General features: G+C 61.3%; 17 protein-coding genes and 2 pseudogenes. 11 read left to right on the forward strand and 8 right to left on the reverse strand.

The genetic code is table 11. The annotated features are described in order from the left end of the window. Positions 1–42: 42 nt before the first annotated feature. Positions 43–1,473, forward strand: coding sequence for an FAD-binding oxidoreductase (locus DPR14_RS20465; RefSeq protein WP_158046791.1), 1,431 nt, complete (start codon positions 43–45; stop codon positions 1,471–1,473). A 3-nt stretch (positions 1,474–1,476) separates the two neighbouring features. On the opposite strand, the gene DPR14_RS20470 is transcribed toward DPR14_RS20465, so the two are convergent. From DPR14_RS20470 to DPR14_RS20490, 5 genes are all read right to left on the reverse strand, one after another. After that, positions 1,477–3,099 (reverse strand): MFS transporter, encoded by a 1,623-nt coding sequence (locus tag DPR14_RS20470; protein ID WP_158046792.1) that lies wholly within the window; start codon positions 3,097–3,099, stop codon positions 1,477–1,479. A 166-nt stretch (positions 3,100–3,265) separates the two neighbouring features. Next, complete coding sequence (locus DPR14_RS20475) at positions 3,266–3,952, reverse strand: hydrolase (RefSeq protein ID WP_158046793.1); 687 nt, start codon at positions 3,950–3,952, stop codon at positions 3,266–3,268. A gap of 52 nt (positions 3,953–4,004) precedes the next feature. Continuing rightward, positions 4,005–4,391, reverse strand: a complete 387-nt coding sequence (locus tag DPR14_RS20480; protein ID WP_158046794.1) for a response regulator transcription factor — start codon at positions 4,389–4,391, stop codon at positions 4,005–4,007. Between the two features lie 103 nt (positions 4,392–4,494). Then, positions 4,495–5,121 carry a response regulator transcription factor gene (locus DPR14_RS20485; protein WP_192499058.1) on the reverse strand — a complete coding sequence of 209 codons (627 nt, stop codon included), beginning with the start codon at positions 5,119–5,121 and terminating at the stop codon, positions 4,495–4,497. Further along, complete coding sequence (locus DPR14_RS20490; protein WP_211103836.1) at positions 5,118–6,737, reverse strand: ATP-binding protein; 1,620 nt, start codon at positions 6,735–6,737, stop codon at positions 5,118–5,120. Before DPR14_RS20490 ends, DPR14_RS20485 begins: the two co-directional genes overlap by 4 nt. A gap of 186 nt (positions 6,738–6,923) precedes the next feature. On the opposite strand from DPR14_RS20490, the pseudogene DPR14_RS29150 reads away from it, so the two are divergent. The 10 genes and pseudogenes from DPR14_RS29150 to DPR14_RS20540 all read left to right on the forward strand — a co-directional run. Continuing rightward, a pseudogene (locus DPR14_RS29150) lies at positions 6,924–7,109 on the forward strand (IS481 family transposase); the annotation flags it as partial. 184 nt (positions 7,110–7,293) lie between these two features. Further along, positions 7,294–8,697: an O-antigen ligase family protein gene (locus tag DPR14_RS20500; protein WP_158046796.1), complete on the forward strand. Its 1,404-nt coding sequence runs from the start codon at positions 7,294–7,296 to the stop codon at positions 8,695–8,697. A gap of 810 nt (positions 8,698–9,507) precedes the next feature. After that, positions 9,508–10,779, forward strand: coding sequence for a dTDP-4-amino-4,6-dideoxygalactose transaminase (rffA, locus tag DPR14_RS20505; RefSeq protein ID WP_211103837.1), 1,272 nt, complete (start codon positions 9,508–9,510; stop codon positions 10,777–10,779). A gap of 551 nt (positions 10,780–11,330) precedes the next feature. Beyond that, positions 11,331–12,125 carry a sugar transferase gene (locus DPR14_RS20510; protein WP_158046797.1) on the forward strand — a complete coding sequence of 265 codons (795 nt, stop codon included), beginning with the start codon at positions 11,331–11,333 and terminating at the stop codon, positions 12,123–12,125. A gap of 101 nt (positions 12,126–12,226) precedes the next feature. Beyond that, complete coding sequence (locus tag DPR14_RS20515; RefSeq protein ID WP_158046798.1) at positions 12,227–13,219, forward strand: UDP-glucuronic acid decarboxylase family protein; 993 nt, start codon at positions 12,227–12,229, stop codon at positions 13,217–13,219. 175 nt (positions 13,220–13,394) lie between these two features. Continuing rightward, complete coding sequence (locus DPR14_RS20520) at positions 13,395–14,186, forward strand: WecB/TagA/CpsF family glycosyltransferase (RefSeq protein WP_158046799.1); 792 nt, start codon at positions 13,395–13,397, stop codon at positions 14,184–14,186. A 428-nt stretch (positions 14,187–14,614) separates the two neighbouring features. Beyond that, the gene (locus DPR14_RS20525) at positions 14,615–16,684 is read left to right on the forward strand and encodes a GumC family protein (RefSeq protein WP_192499059.1); all 2,070 of its coding nucleotides are present in this window, start codon (positions 14,615–14,617) and stop codon (positions 16,682–16,684) included. Beyond that, positions 16,681–16,920: a tyrosine-protein kinase family protein gene (locus DPR14_RS20530; RefSeq protein ID WP_158046801.1), complete on the forward strand. Its 240-nt coding sequence runs from the start codon at positions 16,681–16,683 to the stop codon at positions 16,918–16,920. Before DPR14_RS20525 ends, DPR14_RS20530 begins: the two co-directional genes overlap by 4 nt. An 18-nt stretch (positions 16,921–16,938) precedes the next feature. Further along, positions 16,939–18,300 (forward strand): lipopolysaccharide biosynthesis protein, encoded by a 1,362-nt coding sequence (locus tag DPR14_RS20535; protein ID WP_158046802.1) that lies wholly within the window; start codon positions 16,939–16,941, stop codon positions 18,298–18,300. Positions 18,301–18,622: 322 nt separating this feature from the next. Continuing rightward, a complete protein-coding gene (locus DPR14_RS20540; RefSeq protein ID WP_158046803.1) occupies positions 18,623–19,708 on the forward strand; it encodes an NAD-dependent epimerase/dehydratase family protein in 1,086 nt (361 codons plus the stop codon). Positions 19,709–19,849: 141 nt separating this feature from the next. Here the strand turns inward: DPR14_RS20540 and DPR14_RS20545 are convergent, their stop codons facing one another. The 3 genes and pseudogenes from DPR14_RS20545 to DPR14_RS20555 form a co-directional block, all read right to left on the reverse strand. After that, a complete protein-coding gene (locus DPR14_RS20545) occupies positions 19,850–20,068 on the reverse strand; it encodes a hypothetical protein (RefSeq protein WP_158046804.1) in 219 nt (72 codons plus the stop codon). A 171-nt stretch (positions 20,069–20,239) separates the two neighbouring features. After that, positions 20,240–20,380, reverse strand: a pseudogene (locus tag DPR14_RS27875) (ATP-binding protein); the annotation flags it as partial. Next, complete coding sequence (locus DPR14_RS20555) at positions 20,380–20,733, reverse strand: hypothetical protein (protein ID WP_158046805.1); 354 nt, start codon at positions 20,731–20,733, stop codon at positions 20,380–20,382. The pseudogene DPR14_RS27875 and the gene DPR14_RS20555, both read right to left, overlap by 1 nt. Positions 20,734–20,751: the final 18 nt, after the last annotated feature.

Consider the following 20,751-nt stretch of genomic DNA (forward strand, 5'->3'; position numbering starts at 1 on the left):
TCGCGGCTGGAACATCAAGAAAAGACCGGAGGAAGCCTGCCGATGCCGTCCGACGCCGCATTCAGCACTCTTCTAGATGCCCTGGTGGACGTCCTCGGCCCGACCGCGGTCTCGACCGACATGCCCGACCGGGAGCGGCACGCCAGCGACTGGAGCGGCCTGCAAGGGAGCAGGCCCCGTGCCGTCCTTCGCCCCCGAACGACCGAACAGGTCTCGGCGGCACTCAGGCTCTGCTCCGCCGCCGGACAGCCCGTGGTCGTCCAGGGCGGTTTGACCGGACTGGCCGGGGGTGCTTCGGCCCGCGAAGGCGAAGTGGCGCTGTCGCTGGACCGGATGACCGGGGTCGAAGCGATCGACCAGGCAGCCATGGCCATGACGGTGAAAGCCGGAACGACGCTCGCGGCGGTCCAAGCCGCCGCCGCCGACGCCGGCCTGTTCTATGCCGTCGATATCGGTGCCCGCGGCTCCTGCACGATCGGCGGCACGATCGCGACGAATGCCGGCGGCATCCGGGTCGTACGCTATGGCATGACCCGCCTGCAGGTGCTGGGCCTCGAAGCCGTCCTGGCCGACGGGACGGTGCTCAGCGACATGAGCGGGATGCTGAAGAACAACACCGGCTTCGACCTGAAGCAGCTGTTCATCGGCGCCGAGGGGGCGCTCGGCGTCGTCACGCGGGCGGTTCTCCGCCTGCAGCCGGCGCCCAGGGCCCGGGCGACGGCGTGGCTGGCCGTCGCCGACGATTCATCCCTGATCACGGCCCTGTCGACGGCGCGCCAGCGGCTCGGTTCGAGCCTCGCCGCCTTCGAGGCGATGTGGCCCGGCTACCTGTCGGCGATCACCGCACGCGGGCCGCACTACCGATCGCCCCTTGCCGAGAGTGCTACTCCCGCCGTCCTGATCGACGTCTTCGGCGACGACCCCGCCGTCACCGATGCCGACCTGCGCGAGCGCCTGGAGGGCTTCCTGGCCGACGCCCTGGAGCAGGGCTGGCTGAACGACGCGGTGATCGCCGAGAGCATCGACCAGTCCCGCCGCCTTTGGGCGATCCGCGACGAGGCTCCGGCCGAATACTCGACCCTCTTCCGGAGTTCCAAGGGCTACGACGTGTCGATCCCGATCAGCCGCATGATCGATGCGGTCCGGGTCCTGGAAACCGCCCTCTCGGGAGCGGTGCCCGAGGCCGCCGTCCTGATCTACGGGCATCTCGGCGACGCCAACATCCATGTCGTCGTCGGCTTCGACGCCCCGGTGGAGAAGGCTGTCTACGAGCGCGTCGACGGCCTTCTCTACGGCATGGTGCGCGATTTCTCCGGTTCGGTGTCGGCCGAACACGGGATCGGCGTCCTGAAGCGCCAATGGCTCGGCTTCACCCGGTCGGAGGCGGAGATCGCGACCATGCTGCGGCTGAAGTCGGCGCTCGACCCGTCCGGCATCCTCAACCCGGGACGGGTGGTCGCTTCCTCCCGATAGGCCTCATGACGCCCCGCCCGCCGCGGGCGCGAGGAAATGCGAGACGCGCGGCGGCTCGGCACCGTGGTGGAACGCGCGCGCCCGCTCCTGGAGGGCCTGGTCGGTCCGGCTGACCCGCTCGTGCTGGCGCAGGTGCTCGAGCCAGGACTGGAGGATGAAGTACTCCAGGAACCGCCCCTGCGCGGCGGCGTCCTCGAACACTCCCCAGGACAGGGCGCCGGACCGCCGCCTCGCCCGCCCCAGGTCCGCCATGGCCGCCGCGAAGGCGGCTCCGTCGGCCGGATCGATCCGGTACTCCACGGTGACCATGACCGGCCCGCGGTCCGGCTCGGGGTCATGGTCGACCATCGGCGCCGGCCAGTGCATCGAAGGTGCCAGGTCGAGCCCCGCGCCTCCGGCCAGCGAGTAGCGCAGCGCCGCCGCCGAGCCGAGCACAAGGCCCACCGCCGCGAGCGCCAGGGCCGTCGGCGTGCCGGCCAGGGTCGCGACCTGCCCCCAGACGGCGCTGCCCCCGGCCATCGAGCCGAAGAAGACCACGAGGAAGACCGACAGCGCTCGGGCCTTCACCCAGCCGGCGGTCGCCTGCTGCGCCCCGACATTCAGTGTCGACAGCATCGCTATCCAGGAAAACCCCGCGACCAGCATGGCGACGGCCACCAGTTCGAAGGTCCTGACAAAGGCCAGCGCCAGCGTCGCCGCCGCGAATGCCCAGGTGGCGAGCACCGTCAGCCGGTCCGCCGAGAGACGGGCGCGAAAGCGGGGCAGCAGCAGCGCGCCCGTAACGGCGCCGACGCCGATGCAGGCGAGCAGGATGCCGTAGCCTCCGGGCCCCTCCCCCAGTTCGTTGCGGGTGACGATGGGCAGGAGCGCCCAGGCGGCGCTGCCGAAGGCGAAGAAGGCGACGGCGCGGACCAGGACGGCGCGCAGGGCCGGCGCTTCGCGGACATAGCGCAGGCCCGCGCGCACCGCCGGGACGAAATGCTCGGGCGGCAAGCGGTTCGGCGTCGCCTCGCGCTTCCAGGCCAGGAGCACGATCAGCACCCCGAGGAAGGAGAGCGCGTTCAGAAGGAAGACGACCGCGGGGCCGGCGAAGGACAGGATCGCGCCGGCGAGCGCCGGACCGATCGCCCGGCTGACATTGATGCCCATGCTGTTCAGCGCCACCGCCGAGGACATTTCCTCCTTCGGGACCAGTTCGGGCACGATCGCCTGGAACGCCGGCGCGTTCATGGCGGCACCGGTGCCGAGCGCGAAGGTCGCGACGAGCAGGATGGCGGGAGTGACCAGCCCGAGCAGCGCCAGCGTGCCAAGGGTCATCGCGGCGGCAAGGCCCCAGAGCTGGGCGGCGATCAGGAACCGGCGACGATCAACGATGTCGGCGAGGACTCCCGACGGTAGCGCGAACAGGAACATCGGCAGCGTGGTCGCGGCCTGGACCAGCGCCACCATGAAGGGGCTGGGCGACAGCGAAGTCATGAACCAGCCCGCGCCGACATCGTGCATCCAGGTGCCGATGTTGGACGCGACGGTCGCGATCCAGAGCGCCCGGAAGGTCCCGTGCTTGAACGGGCTCCAGGCGCCGCCGGCGGAGGCTGGAGCCGGGGTCCGTTCGACGGCGGCCGTCATGGGATATCCTCCGTCGGAAAGCGAAGCGGATGCAGTCCAGGGCACTCCGGAGCCGGCTTTTGCCGGAGACAAAGCAGCGGGGTCGAACTGCTCCGGACTCCTGCCGGTCCTGTCCAGCCCGGGCTGCGCGCACGGCGGCGCGCGCAGCCCGATCCTGCGGGGCCGGTCACCCGGCGGCGATCGGCGCCAGGGTCTCGTTCGGCTCCCTGGTGCGCTGCGGCGCCTTGTGGACCATGGTATAGGCATAGTCGACGCCCATGCCGTAGGCGCCGGAATGCTCCCGGACCAGGGCCATGACCGCGTCGTAAGTATCCCGGCGCGCCCAGTCGCGCTGCCATTCGAGCAGCACCTGCTGCCAGGTCACGGGCACGACGCCGACCTGGATCATGCGCTGCATGGAATAGTCGTGCGCCTCCTTCGAGGTGCCGCCGGACGCGTCGGCCACCATGTAGATCTCGTACCCGCCTTCCAGCATGGCCGAGAGGGCGAACGAATTGTTGCACACCTCGGTCCAGAGGCCGGAGACGACGACCTTCCTCTGGCCGTTCGCGGCCAAGGCGTCGCGGACCTTCTGGTCGTCCCAGGAATTCATGGAGGTCCGCTCCAGCAGCTTCTTGCCGGGGAAGACGTCCAGCAGTTCGGGATAGGTGAAGCCCGAGAAGCTTTCGGTCTCCACGGTGGTGATCGTGGTCGGAATGTTGAAGATCTTCGCGGCCTTGGCCAGGGCCACGGTGTTGCTCTTCAGGACCTGTCGGTCGATCGACTGCACCCCGAACGCCATCTGCGGCTGGTGGTCGATGAAGATCAGCTGGCAATTGTGGGGCGTGAGCAGGTGAAGCTTCGTGTCGGTCATCTCTATGTCTCCCATGCAGGATCTGTTTTCTGAAGATCGCCCGCGGTCCGGATCAGCCCGGCTCCCCTGCGCCCCGGGCATAGCCCGAGCGGATGCAGTCGAGCAGTTCGTCCGGTTCGAACGGTTTGGCCAGATAGCTTCCGACCCCCGCCCTCAACGCGCGGGCGCGGGTCGCCTCCTCGGGAAAGGCGGTGACCAGGACGGTCGGCACCGGAGTGCCCGACGCGACCAGTTGGCGGTACAGGTCCAGCCCGCCCATGCCGGGCATCCGCACATCCGCGATCAGGCAGGCGGTCCGCGCCGCTTCCCCGGAATTCAGGAACTCGGCGGCGCTCCGGAACCCCGATGCCGTGAACCCCATCGCCCTGACGAGGCTGACCGCGGCCTCCCGAGCCGAGTCGTCGTCGTCGACGACCGCAATCAGCAGGTTTGCGGACATTCCGTCCCTTTCCCGGTCCTTCCCCGACGAAGGCGTTCCCGCGTCGAGGCGAATCATGGGGACAATCGGCGGATTTGAGCAATTATACTCTGGTATCGGCGGACTAGGGCTTTGCGGTAACGGCGCCCAGCTTGTCCGCGAAGCGCACCAGGTCCGGCAGGGACCTCGCCTGCATCTTGCGCATGACCTGGGCACGATGGACCTTCACCGTGACCTCGCTGAGCTGAAGCTCGCCGGCGATCTGCTTGTTCATCAGGCCGGCGGCGACCAGCGCCATGATTTCCTGCTCCCGCGGCGTCAGCGTCGCGAAGCGTTCCCGTAACTCCGCGAGCATGGCCAGCTCCTCCCGGCGCCCCCGGTCCAGCTCGATGCCCCTGTGGACCGCGTCGAGCAGATCCTGGTCCCGGAAGGGTTTGGTGAGGAACTCGAGCGCGCCCGCCTTCATCGCCGCCACCGACATCGGGATATCGCCGTGCCCGGTTATGAAGACGATCGGAATGCTGATTCCCGATCCGGCCAGCTCGCGCTGCAACTCCAGCCCGCTGGAGCCCGGCAGCCTGACGTCGAGGATCAGGCAGCCGGGGACGTCGAGCCGCTCGCCGAGCATGAACGCCTGCGTCGTGTCGAACGCCTGCACCGAATGACCGACCGAACGCAGCAGGCTCCGGATCGACTCCCGGACGGAGGGATCGTCATCGACGACGAAGACGACGGACTGCGGCAGGCTCATCGGCCCGGTCCCCCGACCGGCCGGAGGTGATCGTCGCTGCTCGGGAGCGTGAACCGGAAGACCGCGCCCTGCGGGACATTGTCGGTCGCCCAGAGCCTCCCGCCCCCAGCCTCGATGATCAATCTGCAGAACATCAGCCCCATGCCCATTCCGTCGGGTTTCGTCGTGAAGAACGGCTCGAAGATCCTGGCCCGGTGCTCCGGATCGATGCCGGGTCCGGAATCCTCCACGGATACCGCGATTTCCCCCGGGTCGTGCATCCGGGAGGTGATCCGCAGCACACGCGGCCGGCCTGTCACGGAGCACATGGCGTCGATCGCGTTCGCGACCAGGTTGGACAATACCTGCTGAAGCTGGATCGGGTTGCCGGTCACGGTCGGCAGTCCAGGTTCCAGGTCCGTTTCGACGGATATGCGGCCGAGCCGGGCATCGTCCTGCCCGCGCCGCAGAACATCGTCGATCAGATGGTTGACGTCCAGCGGCACGCGATCGCGGGCATCCTTCTTGAACATCGTCCGGATGCTTTCGATCACGGTGCCGGCGCGATGGCCGTCGCTCACGATGCGATTCAGCGCCGCCCGGGCCTCCGCAATGTCCGGGTCCTTCTTTTCGAGCCAGCGGAGCCCGGCACCCGCATTCGTGACCATGCTCGCCAGGGGCTGGTTGATCTCGTGGGCGATCAGGGCCGACAAGGCCTCCATCGCGGTAAGCCGCGTCGCGCGCGCGCGGCGCTCAGCGGAAACCGAGCGGGCGACCCTTGCATAGAGGGTCGTCGACTCCGAAAGCAGGACGAGCAGGACCATGCTGGCGGAAGCCAGCCCGTAGGACCGCCCTCCCCACCACCCCACGCTCAGGCGGATTCCGGCGCTGATGTAGGAGAGCAGGATGATCTCGATAAGCAGCGTGCAGATCACGACCATCAGCCAGAGGTCTAGCACCGATCGCCGGCGGACGAACAGGACGGCGAGCGCCGCCAGGTAGAGAACCACCGCCGTGCCCGGAACATACTGCCATGCATCGGTGACGTTCCTCGCATTCCGCATGAAGGTCGGCAACGAATCGTCGTTGGCCAGGATCACCCAGGTCAGGCCGCAGGCCGCGGCGACCGCGCCGGCGACGCTTCCGGCGATCGCGCCCCGTACCGAGCCGCGAGACCCGCGAACCGGCGCCCCGCCATCCTTCAGCAGCGCGTAGGCGAGCACGAAAAGGGGAAATCCCAGGCGGCGCAGGGCGGCGATCGACGCGGTGACCTGCAGCCCCGCGTCCAGGCCGAACACCTCGAACACGCCTGGAAAAGTAAGCGTCCACGGGATCACCATCAGGCCTGAGAAGAGATAGCCGATCGCCAGGACTAGGACGGCTCGCGACTGCTGGACCGAGAACAGCGCCAGCAGCAGGGCCGAGGTTATCAGCTCGATCAGCAGTATCGCGGCCCCATAGGCCGGCAGCAGGATCTCGGTGCCGGCCAGCGGGATACGCGCGAACGGCGCCGTGACCAGCAGTTCGGCGAGCAGGACCACGAGCACGCAGACGGCAAGCCGCTCCTGGTTCCGGGTCGGCGGTGATGTCGAAAGCAGGAACGGAGGGTCGCCCTGCACGCGCCTCGGTGATCTCACGCGCTTCTCCCCAATCTGCCCTCCCGCGGACCGCTGGCCGCCCTCCGGCCCGCAGGCGGAGGTTTGCAGCGAAAATCAGCCGAACGCAACAGAACGCCCCTTGCGGACCGGTGCCGCGGAGGGGGCAAGCTGGCGCTGCTGGGCGGCGAGGTTTTCCGCACCCATGCCTTCGAATTCGCCTGTTCCCGGAACAACTACGACACCCACGACCAGCTTCGAGGTTACTTCGCCGACTTCTTCACCGCCTACAACTTCGCCCGCCGGCTCAGGGACCTGAAGGGCCTCACCCCCTATGAGTGCATCTGATAGGCATGGACAAGGGAGCCGCAACGGTTCGACCCCGATCCGCTACGTCAAATGCCGAGACTGAACATCTGGCAGAGGCGAACTGGACCCAAGACGGTCCTGCATACGATTCTCTATCCTGAACACAGATTTGGTATTGCTTCTTTCGCGCATCTAGGAACGAGGTCAGCGGCGGATCAACTTCGCCCAGTCGCATCCGTTCGGATGGCTCGCGCTTTCGAGACCGGTCTCCTCGTTCCTGGGCGAAAACATGAAACCGGCCAATCTCAAGATCCACATCCTGATGACGTTCATTGCATGCCATATGCTGTTCGGCTACGGTTTCATGCAGGTGAGGCTGCCACCAGGTAACGGCATACCCCTCGCCGAGCTTTTGCTGGCGGTACTTATCTTGACGGTGAACCACTTCACCGTGCTATCGCGTCTGGGCAGGCTGGCACTCCTGGCGCCGCTCGGGATCTGGTGGGGGTACGGGCTAACCCGTGCGGTAATGGGCTTCCTGGAGCATGGGATCTGGGCATTCCGGGACGCGTCGCAGGTCATCGAATCCATGTTCCTCATCCTGGCCTTCGCCTTGACGGCCAACCAGGAACGCATGGAACTGGTCCTGAAATGGATCGCTGTCACCCTTATGGTCGCCACGGCCTACCGCTTGATGACGCCGCTCGCCGATACGCTGGCGGAGATGGGGCCGCAACTGACCGGCGGATCGGGACAGACCGTCTCGCTGCTGTTCTCCTTCACGCGGGAGCAGGGCGGGATGATCCTAATATGGGGGGCGGTCTTCCTGCTGCTGTTCCGGAACCATTTCCGGGCGCCCGCGGCAGTGATCGACATCCTGTCGGGAGGCATCCTGATCTTCGCGATCGTTGTGCTGCACACCAGGACGGTCTATCTGCAGATCCTTGGCGTCCTGGTACTGCTGTTCCTGACCCAGCGGAAAAGCCTCTACGGCGCCGCCCGTTGGTGGCCGATACTCGCGATCGCGGGGGCTGTCCCGCTGCTTCTGGGCTTCCAACTGGAAACTCGTTTCGGCGAGCGGCTCAGCCTGGACTTTTTCGTCAACCACTTCATGAGCATGTTCGGGTCCGCGAAGGATGTGGCGGTGGAGGCTGCGGCCGAAGGGGTATCCATGCGGCTTGGCTGGTGGGCGCACATTCTCGAAAGGCTGGTCAGCAGCCCCGGGACCCTGCTCTTCGGCCTTGGATACGGCATGCCGCTGGTGGAGTTCGGATATGCGCCTGTTGGCGCGGAAATGTCCGTCGACGTCCGCGAACCCCACAATTCCTACATGTCGGTCGTGGCGAGGCTCGGCCTCGTCGGTTTCGTTGCATGGATCTGGATGCATACGCAGATGATCCGCGTCTGGTGGCTCTCGATGCAGGCGACAAAGGCCATGGGCTGGCATGTATGGCGCCAGCGCCTGATCCTGTGCATGGCATTCTTCCTTATGGTGTGGATCCTCGCCCTGGGTGAGGATGGGCTCGAAAAGCCCTTTATCATCATCCCCTACTATTTCCTATGGGGGATCGTGCTGCGGTTCGCCTATTCCCTGGAGATTGCCGGCCTTCTCAGCGCCACTCCAGCCGTGAGCCGCATCGGGAATGCCGCCGGTTCCGTGCTGCCGCTGCATGGTGCGGTGCGCCAGAGGTAAGGTGTTTGGCTACTCCATTGGACATCCGGCGATCCAGGGTTCCCGGCCCCTCCCACTGCGCCGGAACATTGATAACATCATTAGCAGAAAATTAGGTGCTTCAGACTGAAATTCTCAGGCTGCAGGAGTAACTTCCAGAACACTCATAGCGCTGACAAGTTATTATGTCATTTACATTATAGAATTAAACATTGTTTATATAATTTTTACTTAGTTTTTATTCAAAATACCAAGTTTGGTAGTCTGGGTCGGTATTAAAATGTGTTAACTGGCAAAACACTGAGTTCAAAATACTTGATTGATCTCGATGTTTACTATGACAAAATCCTGAATATACTCTATGACTGGCTCTCCCGTTTATAGGCGTTCATATCATCAGTATAAAGCAGCCCTTCGCTCCTCATGCTATTGGGTCATGGATACCACTTGCATGCAGCCGGCCTCGGCGGCGGCCCAGGCGAATACAATACTCCGGTATGATATACCATCGAGCGTGACGGAAATCTTTTTCCAATGGCATAATAGTTTTGGATTGTGAAAACGATCTTTTCTTTTCCGGAGGTCCAGACCGTGTAAATCTCCCCGCCAAGTGCTGTGCAAAACTCAAAAGAAGGTAGATGAGTGTTGATAAAATTCTAGCACCTTGTATGGAGCCAGCGCCTGGATTGCTTATCTTGACAATAAATCAACCAAAAAGGACGCTCTTCGACAGTCATTTCTCATTTATCGTATTTGCCTTCGTACGTCGCACCACTATACCGCGCGGCCGGCAAAATCGGTCGATTTCCGCAGTGAGATATGGAGTAGTAAATGGACACAACGGACATCCAAGAAAGCGTCCCAGTCAATGATGTCCCTGCTGCGGTACTTTCAGTTGATAGTAAATTGCCCGGGAATGTCGAAACGGCTCCCATGCTGCCCGCCATTCCCAATCACCGTGTTTGTCTGACGGGAGGCGAGACGGCGAGCTTGTCCAGCGTCGCCGCAGGCGCTATCGAAACCGATGGACCCGCAGCCGCCCGGTGCCTCACCGCGTTGCGGAACTCCCTCGGCATCCGCCAAGCCATCTTGACCCCATCCTGCACGGCCGCGCTGGAGGTGGCAATGCGCATTAGTGGGATCGGGCTGGGCGACGAGGTGATAATGCCGTCCTACACCTTCTGCTCGACGGCCAATGCCGTCATCCTTGCAGGGGGCATTCCGGTATTTGTAGATATCCGGTCCGACACGCTGACCATCGACGAGGACCTGATCGAGCAGGCCATCACGTCGCGCACTAAGGCGATCTGCGCAGTCCACTATGCGGGCGTCTCGTCGGACATGGATCGCATCACCGCCCTCGCGCAGCGGCACGGCATCACCATGATCGAGGATGCGGCGCAGGCCGTAGGGTCCTTCTACCGGAGCCGGGCACTGGGCAGCATCGGTGATCTGGGAGCGTTCAGCTTCCACCACACCAAGAACATCACCTCGGGCGAGGGCGGCGCCCTCTTGGTCAACAATCCGGATTTCGAGGACCGCGCCCAGCTCTATAAGGATAAGGGAACCAACCGGCGCCAGTTCTTCATGGGTCAGGTGAGAAAATACACCTGGGTCACGCTCGGATCCTCGGCGACGATGAGCGAGGCTGCGGCTGCGGTTCTGGCCCCCCAACTTGAAATGCTCGACAGCATCACGCAACGGCGTGGTTGCCTCTACCAGAATTATCTTTCGCACCTGGCTCCTCTGGCCGACGAGGGGTGGCTTCGCCTACCTGTAATCCCGGAAGACCAGCGCAGCAATTTCCATTTCTTCCACGTCATGTTACCAACGTCCGATGTCCGTACCCAGTTGATAGCCTGCCTCAAGCGACAGGGCATCCAGGCGACGACCCATTTCGTGCCGCTGCATTCCGCCCCCATGGGCGTGCGGCACTGCAGGACGCCCATGCCGCTTCCGGTGACCCAAAGGGCGGCTGATTGCCTTCTCCGACTACCGCTCTACACGGACATGACCAGTTGCGAGCAGTTGCGCGTGATAGAGGCGGTGACCGACTTCTTCGCAGCCCAGACGCAGTCATGGTCAGCCATGCCGGCCGAGTGACGGGAAGCCGCGTTGGGTGGTTGACCCCATCGGAAGTTCGGGCTGGGCACCCTCTGGGTACTTAGCCCGTCCCTTGAGGGTGGGGAGGTCACAGTGGCATAGACTCCACAACGTCACGCCGTCGCCGGCCTGATCAATGATTTTGGAGATTCATATTTCGCGCCGCACGAATACTCTTCGCTCAGGTATCAATGCATTGCCCACTGAAAAAAAGTATTCGTAACCATAAGTACACACCCAAAAGTTGGTTGAAAAGCCGAATACCAATCAGAATAGCGAAAGGTATAAGCAATAATATAAGCGTATCATATACAATCATTGCATTATCAAGAACTGAAAAATTACCCATCTGTGTATTGTTAACTCTGGTGGCTAGATACTTTCTCTAAAAGTATTAGTAATTATTCCTATAAACAAATAACCTATCTCTAATGGGACGTCGACTAAACTTGCTGCACATGCTAAGTCATTTCCAATCGAAATCATTCAACATGCGATGAAGGGTGCTGCTAAAGTGAGATTCATCGTGAAGCAATGATGAAATCATCCCGTTGAGAGTATTTTCTTATGCCATCGCTAGAGAAACCGGCAAGGTTGATGGTTCTTGTCGGCCGGCGAGGTCTTTTCAGATATTCTCCCTTGATCAGGAGTGGCTTGGTATGACTGAAAGCCTATCTGATGATTCGATGAACGATCGGTTCGTTTCTATCCGGCACGAAGCGAAATCGAGGTGGTTGGCAGGATGCGTAAGCCGTTTTATTGATATCGTCCTGTCACTGCTGGCAATCACCTTCTTATTTCCATTGATGATCATGATCGCGATCATGATAAAGATCACATCGGCTGGGCCCTGTATTTATGGACAATACAGACGCGGATTGAATGGATCCTCATTCAAAATCTACAAGTTTCGCACGATGTGCCATGATGCCGACATCGTCATGGAGCGCCTTCTCGCATGCGATGTAAGGCTGAGGGCGGAATATGAGAAATACCATAAACTTAGGCTCGATCCGCGAGTGACCAAGTTCGGGCGCTTCCTGCGCCTGACTAGTCTGGATGAGCTTCCTCAGCTTTTCAACGTGATTGCCGGCTCCATGAGCATGGTTGGCCCACGCCCCTATCTCCCATGCGAGATCGACCCTCTTGGCGAAAAGGCCAAGCTGATACTTTCGATAAAGCCAGGAATTACTGGTTTATGGCAGGTGAGATACAGGAATAAATCCACCTTCGATCAAAGAGTTTCTGTAGACTGCGAGCACGTCATCAACAGAAGCGTAATGGGAGATATCCGGATTCTATTGATAACTATTCCATCCCTGGTGTTTTTTCGCCATGCGTATTGAGGATAGATTCAGATTCTGAACGATTACATCACCTTGATCATAACTCCGCCTGAGGTAGCAACCATATCGACGCGGATCAAACACAAAGCGAGGGAAAGTCGATGCGCAGAAAAAATAAGCGAATAATGGTGACCGGTGGCGCTGGTTTTTTGGGATCACATCTCTGCGAGCGACTGCTTGAGCAGAATAAGGAAGTACTTTGTATTGATAACTTCTACACGGGTCACAAACAAAATGTAATCCATCTGATGGATCATCCCGGATTTGAACTAATCCGGCACGACATTACATTTCCACTTTATGTAGAAATTGATGAGATCTATAATCTCGCCTGCCCGGCTTCGCCGATCCAATATCAACGTGATCCGGTTCAGACGACCAAGACGAACGTCCACGGCGCCATCAATATGCTGGGCCTTGCCAAAAGGACCGGTGCCAAGATCCTCCAGGCGTCCACCAGCGAAGTCTATGGCGATCCCATGATCCATCCCCAGCCCGAAGCCTACTGGGGCAACGTCAATCCGATTGGACTGCGGTCCTGCTACGACGAAGGAAAACGGTGCGCTGAAACTATTTTCTTCGACTATCACAGGCAGCATGGCGTGCCCGTGAAGGTCATGCGGATCTTCAACACCTATGGCCCCCGCATGCATCCGAACGATGGACGCGTCGTTTCGAACTTCATCGTCCAGGCACTTCAGGGAAAGAAGATCACGGTCTTCGGGAATGGCAACCAAACGCGCTCCTTCTGCTACGTCGATGATCTCATCGGAGGAATGATGCGCCTGATGAACACGAATGACACCATCACGGGTCCTATCAACATCGGCAACCCGGGTGAATTCACGATCAGACAGCTCGCCGAGCTTGTTTTGGAAATTACGGGATCGCGCTCGACCGTCGAATACCTACCACTCCCTCAGGACGACCCCATGCAACGCCGGCCGGACATCTCGCAGGCCAAGCGACTGCTGGATTGGCAGCCGACGATCCAGCTACGCGAGGGGCTGGAACGGACCGTCGCGTATTTCGACAGGCTCCTGGATGACCAGCCGACGAGCGTGCCGATGAAATCGGCCCTGCTGGTGGACTGATGTCAGCATCCCGGCAACCGGTACCCCGGCGGGATTACCGGAACGAAACAGGAGCCGGTCAGATCGTGGAGACCGGCATAAGGCGTCGATCGGCGCCGGCACCTCTCTGCATTCCAACGGCTGAGGGTCCGGCCATAGGGGCATCAATCAATAAGGAACGAAAAGGGTTGGATCGATGTTCAGCACTAACCTCAATCCCAAGGGCCAAATCTTCGGAATTGGCGTGAGCATGATCACCATGGAGCAGGCGCTGGCCACCATCATGGAGGCAGCACACCAGAGGCGGTCGCTGGGTGTCACCGCCCTGGCCGTGCATGGGCTGATGGAAGCCGTGCGCGATTCCCGGTTCCGGGACACGCTCGAGCAGCTGGACCTGGTCACCCCGGATGGTCAACCTGTTCGCTGGTCGCTGAATGCGCTCTGCGCGGCCGGATTGCCTGACCGCGTCGCGGGCCCCTACCTGATGCGCTACCTGTGCGAGCGGGCGGCTACGGAGGGGGTTTCCATCTATCTTTATGGCAGTACCGAGGAAACCTGCGGCCGACTGGTGGCGGCGCTGAACCGCGATTTCGCAACTCTGCGCATAGCGGACGTGCAACCCGACCGGTTCCGCGATGCGACCGACGAGGAGAGGCGCCAGGATATAGATAGAATCAATCGCAGCGGTTGCGGGATCGTGTTCGTCGGCCGGGGCTGCCCCAGGCAGGAGCGATGGGTGGCATCCCACCTAGGCGAGGTCAACTGCCCCATGATCGCGATCGGCGCGGCCTTCGACTTCATGGCTGGCAATATTCACCATGCGCCTGTCTGGATGCAATCCCTGGGTTTGGAATGGTTGCAGCGGCTGATTTCAGACCCCCGGCGTCTCTGGAAGAGGTACCTGCTCACGAATTCGCTATTCCTCGGTTACTTCCTTTCGGCAGTCGTCCGGCAGCGTGTCTTTCGTTTGAGGCACAAGACGGCGTGAAGGGCACTCACCTAAAGAGCATCAATCACTTGCTGGCTTGGTGGCCCTGTCGAAATACAGTATGGTGCGATGGGCGAATGGAAATCCAGGCCGCACTGCCTGACCAGCCGCAATAAAAGGGGGCGAAACCGGTCAAGATCAAGTTTCGGCTTTGATCTGGTCGCTGATCGCTTTGTCGGGAATGCTTCATGGGTGGTGAATAATGTCGAGGAGGGATTACCCCCTTGCTGCAACAGGGTTTCAAGTTCATCGCGATTTTGTGGTGGGTTTTGGTCACAAGTACATGCGGAAAAGCGAACCCGACGAAGACCCGGCCCGACGGAACATCGTCGGGACCTGATGGGACAACGCACTATGCCGGATCATGATCGGACGACTGCAGGAATATGTATGACCCGCCTACCCAGACCCGCGCTGGGAACCGATCGATGAACAAGCTGCATCATAGTGGTTCTTCAGTGCTGCTGGAGTCCGACAGTCGTCAGGCGCCGGGGTTCGGCATGCCGACCACAGGCGACGAAGTCAGCATGGGCAACCTGCTACAGGCGGCCGCCCGCCAGAAGCTGATCCTGATCCTCACGATCTTCCTGTCGGTTGCCGGTGCGATTGCTGCTTATCGCATGGTCCCGCCCAGCTTTGTGGCGGAGGTGAAGTTGGCGCTGGACACTCGGGACGGCTATGTCCTTGACGCTGGCGCGGCACCACCCGACCAGGCCATGGTGCGCACCGAGTTCGACCAGTTCAATTCCCTGCCACTCGCCGAGCAGGTGGTCGATCAGCTTGACCTTCAATCTGATCCAGAATTCGGGAAGGCCCATTGGATGGCTGATGCGGTGCTTCCAGTCGTCAACGGCCTGATCGGACAGGGCGAGCGCTGGATCGGATCAATCATCGGCCGCGAGGATGCGGCTGCTGAGGCCCCACCAATCGACGACCCGGCCGTTTCGCCGCCTCCGGAGGCCATGGAGAAGGCAGCCGTGGTTCGCAATGTCTTGGACAGGCTTAAGATCGAGGCTGACAGCCGGTCCTATACCGCGACCGTGTCCTTTTCCTCCAGCGATCCGGTGAAAGCTGCAACCATCGCGAACGCCTTTGTCGAGGCCTACATGGCTGAACGGGCCCTGTCCCGGTCCAAGGCGATGCAGGACGCCGGCCGGCGCTTGGAGGCGCAGATCGCGGCGATGGCTCCGGAAGTGCAGAAGGCTGAATCAGCCGTCCGCGCCTTTCGCGAACAGGCAGGATTGACGGAATCCCAAAGTTCTACACAGCTCGCCCAGCAGTTCGCGGATCTCAACACCCAATTGCTGATGGCGCGGATGGAACGGTCCCAGGCGGAGGCGCGGCTGAACGGCAGCCAGATATCGGCGCCAGCAGCCGGCAGGCCAGGTGATGGCGATCCAGCTTTCATCACCTCCCCGCTCATCCAGTACCTGCGCGAGCAGGAAGCCCAACTCCGCCGGCGCGAAGCCGAGCTGATGGTCCAGTACGGTCCCCAGCATCCCACCTTAATCAACCTCCGGGCCGAACTGAGCGAGGCGCGCCAGAAGATAGCCCAGGAGGCGCGGCGCGTCGTGAGAGAGTTGGAAGCCCAGGTTGCGATCGCAACGGACAAGCAGCGCAGCCTCGAACAGCAGATCGTGCGCCTGTCGGACCTGTCCCTGGATCGGGCCCGGGTCGAAAGCCAAGCCAAGGAATTGGAGAAGGAGGCGGAGGGTTCCCGCGCCTTCTTCGACGGCCTCAGGAACCGGCATCGCGAGATCATGGGGCAAGTCGGCTTTGCGCGCGCAGGCGTGCGCGTGTTTTCGCCGGCCGCGGTTCCGCTCGAGCCCTCGTCTCCGAAACTGATCCTTTTCGTGCTGGCGGGACTGGCCGGCGGCATTTTCGCGGCGGCTGTCATGGTCGCCCTGAGGGAGCGCATGCAGCGGGGCTTCATCGCCACAAGGGACGTGGAGCGGGAAACCGGGTTCAAGGTATTGAGCTCGATCCCGCTTCTCCCGCGCAAGAGAATGCGCTCCCTTGTTCAGACGGTAGTCGATTTCCCGAGGTCCAGGTACAACGAGGCGCTGCGGACGGGCCTGACCGTCCTAATGTCGCAGTACGTCTTTTCTTCGTCCCGCGTCGTCGTCGTTACGTCCTGCCTGCCAGGCGAGGGCAAGACCACGTTCTGCGTGTCGCTCGCGGCATCGCTGGCGAAGGGCGGGCATCGCGTTCTGCTGATCGAAGCCGATCTGCGGCAGCCGCAGGTTCAGTCCATCCTGGAGCCGAAGGGCAGTCACGCTGCACAGGGCCAACCGGTCGGCTTGCCGGAAGTCCTCTTGGGGTTGGCTACGATTTCGGAGGCGACGCGGATCAATCCGGAATCCGGCCTTCATTATATCATCGCCACTGAAACGAGAGACACCAACCCCCAGGATCTTTTCATCCGGCCGTCCCTGCGTTCGCTGCTCGCCGACACGGCCAGCCGGTACGACTTCGTCTTTGTCGACAGCCCCCCATGATGGTCGTCAGTGACGCGGCGGAAATCGCGCGCCATTGCGATGTTTGCATGTTCGTCGTGAACTGGGCGAAGACGCCCCGGCACCTTGTCGTCAAGGCACTGCATCTGCTCGATTCCGTAGGCGTCCGGGTCGGCGGCGTGATCCTCAACAAGGTGAATGCGGACCGACAGCAGAAATACGGAGCCGAGGAAAGGCTCTACTATTCCAATCTCCACAAAGGATATTTCGCCGACTAAAGGGCAACGGGAACCGACATGGTGCGCGGTCTGATGTCGGCTGCTTCCGGTGTTATTCGCATTGGCTGGCGAGGTGAAATGTTAAGCAAATATCGTTCAGCGGCGTTTCGATCCTGGTTTGGAAAAGGGTTTTGGGCCATCTCCGATCAGGCCCTGTTTGCGCTATCGAACTTCATGGTTCTTGTTATCCTGGCCCGCAAGCTGCCCGAAGCCGAGTTCGGGGCCTATTCCGTTGCGATCACCGCGCTTCACTTCGCCTGTGCCGCACACAACTCGCTGGTGATCGAACCGATGCTCGTCTTCGGCGGGAGACGGTATCGTGCCGCGATGCGGGGTTATGTCATTGGCTTGTCGCTCGGCTGGAACACTGCCTTCACAGCGCTGGCCAGCATCCTGTTCATCTGCTTGGGGGCTGGCCTGTTGGCGGGCCTGATGCCGCTGATGGGCAAGGCCCTGCTGGCCCTTGCCTTGTCGACGCCGTTCGTCCTGTTCTTCTGGCTGGTCCGGCGCATCTGCTATCTCGTTGACATTCCTCAGGTCGCCGCCGGGGGTGGCGCCGTATACATGGCATTGATGATCGGTTTGGTGTTCCTGCTGGATGCCTGGGATGCACTTGACATGTTCCGGGCGATCCTGGCCGGCGGCGTGGCCGCGGCGCTGGCGGGAACGGCGATGATCCCGAACTTGGACAGGGCGCTCAAATCACAGCCGACCCGGCCGGGTTTCCGCGAGGTCGCGCGCCTTCACGTGAATTACGGTCGGTGGTCACTGGGTAATCAGTCTCTCGCTTGGTTCATCGGCAACATGAATATCTTGCTGATGCCGATCTGGCTGGGTTTCGAAGCGGTTGCAACGTTCAAGGCCGTGTCGATGCTGGTTATGCCGCTGCTGCAGATCGTCGCCGCCCTCGCCTCAGTCGCCTTGCCGTCCCTTTCCATCCTGCGCGACGGGCAGCAGTTCCGGGGTGCGGTCAAGACGATGCTGATCGCCTTCCTGGTGCTCGGCGTGGGGTACGGGATCGTACTCCTGGGCGCCGGCCGGTACATGATCGAGATCCTCTACGGCGGCAAGTTCCATATCCGGTTCGAGTGGCTCCTGCTTCTTGTGGCAACCGGCATCCTGTTCAGCTTATGCGAGGGACTGCTTGCAGCCCTGCGCGCTATCGAGCGCCCGGATTGCGGCTTTCGCGCGATGTGCTTCCAGGCAGCCCTTCTGGCCGTTCTGTTTCCGCTGGTGATCGTCTACGGCACGACAGGGGCACTCCTGAATCAGGCCCTGGGCATGGGAATCATGGGGCTGATGCTGGCGCGGATGTACGGATCCCTGCGTCTGAGCCGAGATGGCGTCTTGCCGATGAAAGAGAAAACCTCGCCGGTCTGACCTGGAAGGCGGCACCATGCAGTCGGAGGGGACGGTTTCAGGATGAGGTGGCGGCGGTTCGCCTCGGCCCCCAAGGCCGAAGGCATACGTGATCGGGTCGCCATGGGACAAATCATCCTCGAATCGCACGCAGAAAAGCCAGATGAAATTTCCTATTCAATATTTGGTCGAAAATAAAAATCCCAAAAGAAAATATAAATCGGTTGCTTCTAATTGTGGTAGCCTAAAAAACCTTATAAAAATTTTTTGAAATTTACTATTTGTTCCTTTAGACTGATCCATTGAATTTTCCAATTTGCTCCAACTCCAGGGGAAGATAAAAATGAAAACTGTCGTGATTTCTGGCGCTGCCGGATTGATTGGATCCGAAGCTGCGCGTTACTTCGATTCGATGGGCTTCCGTGTCATCGGGATTGACAACGATATGCGCCAGGAATTCTTCGGGCCGGAGGCATCGACCACCTGGAACCAGAAAAGACTAATCTCCGAACTGAAGGCGTACATCCACCTCAATGTGGATATCCGGGACGATGCCGCGGTGGAGAAGATCTTTTGCACCTACAATTCGGAAATCTCCCTGATTGTCCATACTGCGGCTCAGCCGTCCCATGATTGGGCGGCTAGGGCACCGAAGGTGGATTTCACCGTGAATGCAAACGGGACGCTGAATCTTCTGGAGGCGACGCGCAAACACTGCCCTGAGGCAGTCTTCATTTTCACCTCGACCAACAAGGTCTATGGTGACACGCCGAACCGCCTACCCCTGGTTGAGCTAAACGACCGCTGGGAAGTCGATGAAAGCCATCCCTATCATGCGTACGGTATCGACGAGGGGATGAGCATCGACCAGTCCAAGCACAGCCTGTTCGGCGTGTCGAAGGTAGCCGCTGACGTGATGGTCCAGGAGTATGGGCGGTATTTCGGGCTGAAGACCGGCTGCTTCCGCGGCGGCTGCCTGACCGGGCCAGCCCATTCAGGGGCCCAACTCCATGGCTTCCTGGCCTATCTGATGCGGTGTGCCATCAGGAAGAAGCCGTATTCGATCTTCGGCTACAAGGGAAAGCAGGTCAGGGACAACATCCATGCTCATGACCTGGTCAGCGCTTTCGCCCATTTCTACGCCAATCCGCGGCCGGGCGAAGTCTACAATATCGGAGGAAGCCGGCATTCTTACTGCTCCATGCTGATGGCGATCAGGATAGCCGAGGAACTGTCGGGGAACGAGATGCAGACGAGCTATGTCCCCGAGAACCGCGCCGGCGATCACATCTGGTGGATCAGTGATGTGCGAAAGTTCCAGAGCCACTATCCGGACTGGCGCTATGCGTACGACCTGAAGCGCCTGATGGCGGAGATCTATGAAGCCCTCGCTGACCAGAGACGCCTGGAGTCCGCCGACGCCGATTGACACCCGGCCTGTCCCCGAAACGGAGGACCGGTGAGGCACCGGTCCGGGAGGCTTAGACCGGCGAGCGTGAAACCCGAATCAATGTTGCGCTCTGGGCCGGGACGTGACTCACCGTGTTTGGAGGTGGATCATGGGTCAGGGCTATTCGTCTGATTTGCGTGTCCGGATCATCGGAGCGATCGAGAGCGGGAACTCGTGTCGAGCGGCGGCACGGCGGTTCGGCGTCAGCCCGAGCACGAGCATCCGGCTGGCGTAGCGCAAGGCGGGGGCCGGCTCGCTGGAGCCGGCGCGCCATGCCGATCTCCTGATCGGCTGGGTGAAGGCGAAGGGCGACATCACCATGCCCGAACTGGCAGCCAAACTGTAAGCCGTCCGCGGTGTTGCGTATTCCGGCGAAAGCGCCCTGGCGTTTCGGTTCAAACCGCCCACCTTTTCGGTGATTTCGCCCACCCGCCCCATGGGGCGGGTGGGCGGGCGGCATCGTGATCCATCGTTTTCACCTTATGCTGGTACCGCCGTTCGCGCCAGGGGTCACGATGGCGTTGCAGGCTTGGTTGTTTTCTGGTCTGCCGCCCGTACCCGGCGCATGGACTCGCCCGTGAGCTCGATGCGCAATGCCCGGTGAACGACGCGGTCGAGGATCGCGTCGGCGTAAGTGGCATCCCCGATTATCACAGAATGCCGCTGTTTTCAAACGGCTGATCACTGAAGTCTCGATCACCGAGCGACGCCATTCTCTTTTCGGTCAGCGGCTTGATGTCGCTCCCGAAGCGTCGTGCCGCGGTCCGGACTGGGTAACGGTGATCCTGCCCGATGGACGGCGTCGGCACGTGCGGCGGGCAGCGACCGACCTTGTTCCGGCCTCGACCGATGCACACGCGGTTTCCGATCGCGGCGATGCGCGCATTTCCGTGCGAACCCTGCTGCCCCTGGCCGAATGTCTGCGGGCGCTGTTGAGGATTTCCAGAGAGGAAGTCCCCGATGACCAGTCTCGCTCCCGCACCTCGGACCAGCCATCGATCCATTCCGCCACCGGACTGTCC

This window comes from Skermanella pratensis, assembly GCF_008843145.1.
Lineage (GTDB): Bacteria > Pseudomonadota > Alphaproteobacteria > Azospirillales > Azospirillaceae > Skermanella > Skermanella pratensis.